The 5,104-nt window shown below is 37.9% G+C and carries 6 protein-coding genes and 1 pseudogene; 2 read left to right on the plus strand and 5 right to left on the minus strand.

Features of this window, described 5'->3' with window-relative positions; all coding sequences use genetic code 11:
- The 5 genes and pseudogenes from HT715_RS11225 to HT715_RS11245 all read right to left on the minus strand — a co-directional run.
- Window positions 1-219: pseudogene (locus HT715_RS11225) on the minus strand (hypothetical protein); the annotation flags it as partial.
- 153 nt (window positions 220-372) lie between these two features.
- A complete protein-coding gene (locus tag HT715_RS11230; RefSeq protein ID WP_000075008.1) occupies window positions 373-546 on the minus strand; it encodes a hypothetical protein in 174 nt (57 codons plus the stop codon).
- Window positions 547-820: 274 nt separating this feature from the next.
- The gene (locus HT715_RS11235) at window positions 821-1,450 is read right to left on the minus strand and encodes a Rha family transcriptional regulator (protein WP_172922965.1); all 630 of its coding nucleotides are present in this window, start codon (window positions 1,448-1,450) and stop codon (window positions 821-823) included.
- A complete protein-coding gene (locus tag HT715_RS11240; protein WP_172922966.1) occupies window positions 1,441-2,217 on the minus strand; it encodes a BRO family protein in 777 nt (258 codons plus the stop codon). Before HT715_RS11240 ends, HT715_RS11235 begins: the two co-directional genes overlap by 10 nt.
- A 15-nt stretch (window positions 2,218-2,232) precedes the next feature.
- Entirely contained in the window at window positions 2,233-2,433 is a 201-nt protein-coding gene (locus tag HT715_RS11245; RefSeq protein WP_000040969.1) for a helix-turn-helix domain-containing protein, read from the minus strand.
- Between the two features lie 205 nt (window positions 2,434-2,638).
- Between HT715_RS11245 and HT715_RS12135 the strand changes: the two genes are divergently transcribed.
- Both HT715_RS12135 and HT715_RS11255 read left to right on the plus strand, forming a co-directional pair.
- Window positions 2,639-3,196 carry a helix-turn-helix domain-containing protein gene (locus HT715_RS12135; protein ID WP_240149868.1) on the plus strand — a complete coding sequence of 186 codons (558 nt, stop codon included), beginning with the start codon at window positions 2,639-2,641 and terminating at the stop codon, window positions 3,194-3,196.
- 624 nt (window positions 3,197-3,820) lie between these two features.
- A complete protein-coding gene (locus HT715_RS11255; protein WP_119942704.1) occupies window positions 3,821-4,987 on the plus strand; it encodes a site-specific integrase in 1,167 nt (388 codons plus the stop codon).
- Window positions 4,988-5,104 lie beyond the last annotated feature (117 nt).

Here is a 5,104-nt window from a genome sequence, read left to right on the forward strand (position 1 = left end):
TTTTATCTCCTGCTTGCTTCTTAGTAGGAAAATCTCACTAAATTCCCCATCTTCTACCCTGTAGTCAATAACTTTACGGTAACACCAATTTGATAAACGTCCCTTGATGGCTTTTTCTGACCAAGTTGGTAAAGCGTCTAGTATTAAGTCTACTGTGATGATTCCATTTTCTTCTTGTATGTTTCTTAGTATTTCTTGTGTAAATACTTGTTTTCCCATTCTTTACCTCATTTTTGGGTACGCAAAAAGCGCACTCTATTTCTGTGTTTGACAAATAAGAGTACGCATGATAAGATATTTACGTACCTCATTCGTGGGGGCTGAGTCTGTTACGTTATCGCTTTGGTCGGTTGAGAACGTAGCAGGCTTCTTTTATTTTTGTGACTTTAAAAGTTGAATGCCTTTAACTATCGTGTCAGCTTTAGAAATATTCAAACTGTCAGCAACTTCTTGAATTTCGTTATATTCGTCTGCTGTCAGTCTAACCTCTAATCGTTTATCACGCTTAGCATTCCCCTTTATAGGTCTTCCTGTTCTTGGGCTCATTATATCACTCCTTTACTTTTGCCCGTGCTTTTTATTATATACTTATGCACGGTATAATGTCAACCCCTAAACCGAAAAAAATTTAAAATCTTCCCAGCGTACCTTATTTTATTTTCAATGTACTAGCGGAAACCGCTGTATTATGCTATAATCTAGGTATAAATCTTACTAAAACCTCTTTGATAATAGCTTGCCTGCTTTTTGTTAAATTCGTTTTAGTGTTAGTGTTAAAGGCTCTGCGGTGTGGTTATTGCTAAGCCTTTTTTTGTTGCTCTCACGCGCTTCTTTGGCGTGTATTTTTATTTCTGAATGCCATAGCCTTGATTTCTTGGTAACTCATATTCAAGCCAATCATAGCTATTACCATATCCTCAAAAGCCTGGTATTGCTCCAGCTCGTCACTGGTCAAGCTATCAATGCCATTATAGCCCCCACGTTCTTCCCTTAACTGCTTAGCGTTCCTGTCAGTTACTGCTTTCAGTAGCAAGTTGTTCATGGTGCTGTGTGCATGTTTGGGTGCATTCCTCCAAGTCTCTATACTGTCATGCAGTGTTTTTCTTTTTGGCTTTTCTAGCGCCCTCTGCATACGAAACTTAGAAAGTTCCTCACGCATTTCAAAGAAAGCTTTGACCAGGTTCATTTTGAATTTACGAACTGGTGCAGTATTCTTTAGATAAGTGATCAGCAAGGTCGCTTGTTGCTCATTCAGAAGATAGATTTTTTTCGGTTGCCCTCTCTTATCTAATTTATGGATTTTAAATCCAAGTATTCCCAAAGCTTCAAAATCAGCTTTATTGTCTCTGACTAAGCGTGTAATAGTATGGTGCTGTACTTCAGCACATTCAGCGATAATCTCGCTCGTAGTATACGGCTCTTTCTTACCGTCCATGTAGACTAGTTCCATTGTGGTTCTACCTCCTGCATGAATCGGGTTAGCTTGCTTGTCAGACGGCTCTTCTCGTCCATATTTTGAGCCTCTGCAATGGCTTTGGCTAGTGTATCGATATAATACCGCTCTGCCTCTGCCAATGTGTCAGGGGCTTTTATAGTGGTCTGTGGTTCTTCCACCAGTTCCCCAGCCATGTAGTAGCCGTTTAGTCGGATTTCTTTCAGAATGTGCTTGATTACTTTTTTAAACTCTTTGGCTTTTGGTTTGGTTGACCTCATAAGCACCTCATAGAGTCCATGCTCAGTTAAAAACCAAACTTGTTGACCACTACGGAAAGTTTCCGTAGTACCGTCCAAAGGCGTCCCTTTTACTTTTTCATCTTCATCTACTTTTCTTAGCATTGATTGCACATCATAATATCCTTGTGATGTTTTGCTGTAGTCAATCATCTCAGCAATCGCCCTAGCTAAAAATAGCGGTTCTTGTTCACTGCCGTAGATGTCCAATGGTTGACCGTGAATAATAGTAGTAGTGACAACCTGCAATAGTTGCCCTTGGTCTGTTGTTTCTTCAAAAATACTTACTTGTGTTGTCATGTCTTGCTTGACCTCTCTGTATAACTTGTTTAGTCTTTTTCTGCTTTCCTTGTTGGGCTTATGTTTGCCCTGTGCCCACTTGCCAACTGTTCGGGGGTCTATGCCTATTCGTTGGCCAATAGCTACCAAGTTCAGCCCGTGAGTGGTTCGCATTTCATCGATGACCCTTGTATAGTTCCTCTTCATTGCTTGCCTGCCTTTCTAGCTATAAAATAGTTCATCTATGGTTATATCTGATTTGACTTCTGCAACCATTGACTTAATCGCTAGGCGTTCCTTGTCGTTAAATGGCGTTTTACCTAATTCTTTGTTGTTGTATGACTGCAAAGAAATTTTTAGCTTGTCCGCCATTTGTTGCTGAGTTAGTCCTAACATAACTCGATAGCCTCGTAGTTTGCTCATAGGTTTCCCCCTTTCTAAAAAATCCCCCTCCATGAATAGATTGAAAGTGCGAAAGGTTGGAGGGGTGCGCACATTTTTTATGTGCTTGATTTGTATAATACACAATATTTTTTCTATTGTCAACTGTTTTTTTAATTTTTGCACAAAAAAAATGTACTTTTTCTAAGATATAGTATATAATCTTCTGTGAAAGGTATGATAAAGCATGAATAGATTGAAAGAATTAAGACAAGAAAAAAAGCTATCTCAAAAAGAGTTAGCTGAAAATATTGGAGTTCATTATCGGACTCTTCAAAATTGGGAAAACGGAGAAAGCCAAATTAAACCAGAGAAAGCCCAACAACTTGCTGACTACTTCGGGGTAAGCGTTGGGTATCTGTTGGGGTATGAAGATGACTCTAGCTTAATAAAAGAATTAGGCCAAAAATTTTCTAAAATGTCCGGTACAGAGGCAATGGATTTTGCTTTTACAGAAGAAGGGGACTTACTCGCTGAATTAATGTATCAAGCTGAATTGAAGAAGGAAAAGCAAAACAACAAAAAATTTAGAAATTTTGTTAAGTTCTTAAAAACAAATATAATCGTTTTAAACGATGAAGAAATTGAAAATTTTTACAATATGCTTTTAACTGCTGATTTAAACAGTGGAAATAAAAAGAAATTATTTGAAAAAGTGGCAGATGAAGACTTTACTAAAGCTGTTGATTTCTTAGAAAATAACGGATACACTATCTTCTTCGATAAATCATATAACGATGACTAATATCACGCCATCAGCAAAGTCGTAAGCCTATATAGATAAAAATCCCCCATATTCGCCAATAGTAACCCTAACCCATAGGTCTATTGTGCAAAAACAGGGGAAATTGAAGAATAGAAAGCCGATTTTACAGACCAAAGCGCAAAAATAAGCAAAATTGTAAAATAGCAACAAAAAGACAAGCTAGCTACTGCCAACTTGTCTGATAGTACCTAACTGAAAATAAGCGAAAGGTTAGGTATTTACAACATCATTATACCAGTCTTGCAGTTAAAAAGCGACCTATAGCATACCACGCGCCACAATGTCCAACAATCATGAAGCGCGTGCTTCAGCAAGTCCGCTGACTTTGTCTATCAACAACTTCCTTCCCCTTTTTTAGGGACTCAGAAAATGAAGAAAATTGCTTTTTTCCAGTATTCTTGAAAATCCGACATTTTCCAACATTTACCCGTATATGTAAAAACACCCATACTAACCCCATATCCGCCTTGTTTTTTATTCTGGTATTATTTACCGTCTGACTACTTAAAACCAAAAATAAGGGGTTCTCGTAGCCCCTAGCATGATATAAAACCTTTTTGATAATGGCTTGCCTGCTGATGTATTTTAGAAAGGTTTATCATCATGAAAATAACTGAAGTTATAAAAAAAGACGGTAGTAAAGTCTATCGTGCTAATGTATATCTAGGAGTTGACCAGGTAACAGGAAAGAAAGTAAAAACCAAAGTAACAGGTCGGACACAAAAGGAAGTTAAGCAGAAAGCCAATCAAGAAAAAATAGCTTTTCAAAAAGCAGGATCCACTAGACAAAAGGCTAGCACCATAAAAAACTATCAAGAATTAGCCAATCTCTGGTTAGAAAGTTATAAGAACACGGTTAAGCCAAACACTCAAGGCAATGTTAGAAAGCTAATTGATAATCATATATTGCCTATTTTTGGGGCTTACAAGCTCGATAAGCTCACTACTCCACTTATCCAGTCAATTATCAACGAACTTGCTGACAAGACTAATAGAGGGGAAAAAGGGGCTTTTCTACATTATGACAAGATACACGCTTTAAACAAACGTATCTTACAGTATGGCGTAACCATGCAGGCTATACCGTCCAATCCTGCGCGTGATGTGGTTTTACCTCGTAACACTCAGAAAGCAAAGCGGAAAAAAGTAAAGCACTTTGAAAATCAAGAACTAAAAAAGTTTCTTGGTTATCTCGATAATTTAGATAGCGATAGATATCGTTACTACTATGAGACAACGCTCTATAAGTTCCTATTGGCTACTGGTTGCCGTATCAATGAAGCTTTAGCTCTTTCCTGGTCTGATATAGATTTAGATAATGCCGTGGTGCATATTACCAAAACACTAAATCGGGATCTAGAAATCAATAGCCCAAAATCTAAGGCTAGTTATCGGGATATAGATATAGATCAAGCGACTGTTAGCATGCTAAAGCAGTACAAACTGCGCCAAACTAAAGAGGCCTGGAAGATAGGGCAACGTGAAAGCGTGGTATTTTCTGATTTCATTCATGAGTATCCTAGCAGTTCAAGGCTTAAAAGAAGATTGCAAACACATTTTAAGCGTGCTGATGTTCCTAACATTGGCTTTCACGGATTCCGTCACACTCACGCTAGTCTCTTGCTTAACTCTGGAATACCATACAAGGAACTCCAGTACCGCCTAGGTCATTCCACTTTATCAATGACCATGGATATATATAGCCACCTATCAAAAGAGAACGCAAAAAAAGCAGTCTCATTCTACGAAACTGCACTAAAAGCACTATAGGGGGAGCAAAAAGGGGAGCAAATTCAAAAATCAACGTTTCAAGACAAAGCAAAAAGCCAATAATAACGGTGTCTTTGTAAGATTTTATTTGAAAAAAGCCGATTTTGTAGTATAATA

This window comes from Streptococcus sp. 4155 (genome assembly GCF_013276695.1).
Taxonomy (GTDB): domain Bacteria; phylum Bacillota; class Bacilli; order Lactobacillales; family Streptococcaceae; genus Streptococcus; species Streptococcus pseudopneumoniae.

Excerpts from the sequence above, each read along its gene's own strand:
- HT715_RS11255 (WP_119942704.1), top strand. The coding sequence starts at position 3,821 with ATGAAAATAACTGAAGTTATAAAAAAAGACGGTAGTAAAGTCTATCGT.
- HT715_RS11240 (WP_172922966.1), bottom strand. The coding sequence starts at position 2,217 with ATGAAGAGGAACTATACAAGGGTCATCGATGAAATGCGAACCACTCAC.
- HT715_RS11235 (WP_172922965.1), bottom strand. The coding sequence starts at position 1,450 with ATGGAACTAGTCTACATGGACGGTAAGAAAGAGCCGTATACTACGAGC.
- HT715_RS11230 (WP_000075008.1), bottom strand. The coding sequence starts at position 546 with ATGAGCCCAAGAACAGGAAGACCTATAAAGGGGAATGCTAAGCGTGAT.
- HT715_RS12135 (WP_240149868.1), top strand. The coding sequence starts at position 2,639 with ATGAATAGATTGAAAGAATTAAGACAAGAAAAAAAGCTATCTCAAAAA.
- HT715_RS11245 (WP_000040969.1), bottom strand. The coding sequence starts at position 2,433 with ATGAGCAAACTACGAGGCTATCGAGTTATGTTAGGACTAACTCAGCAA.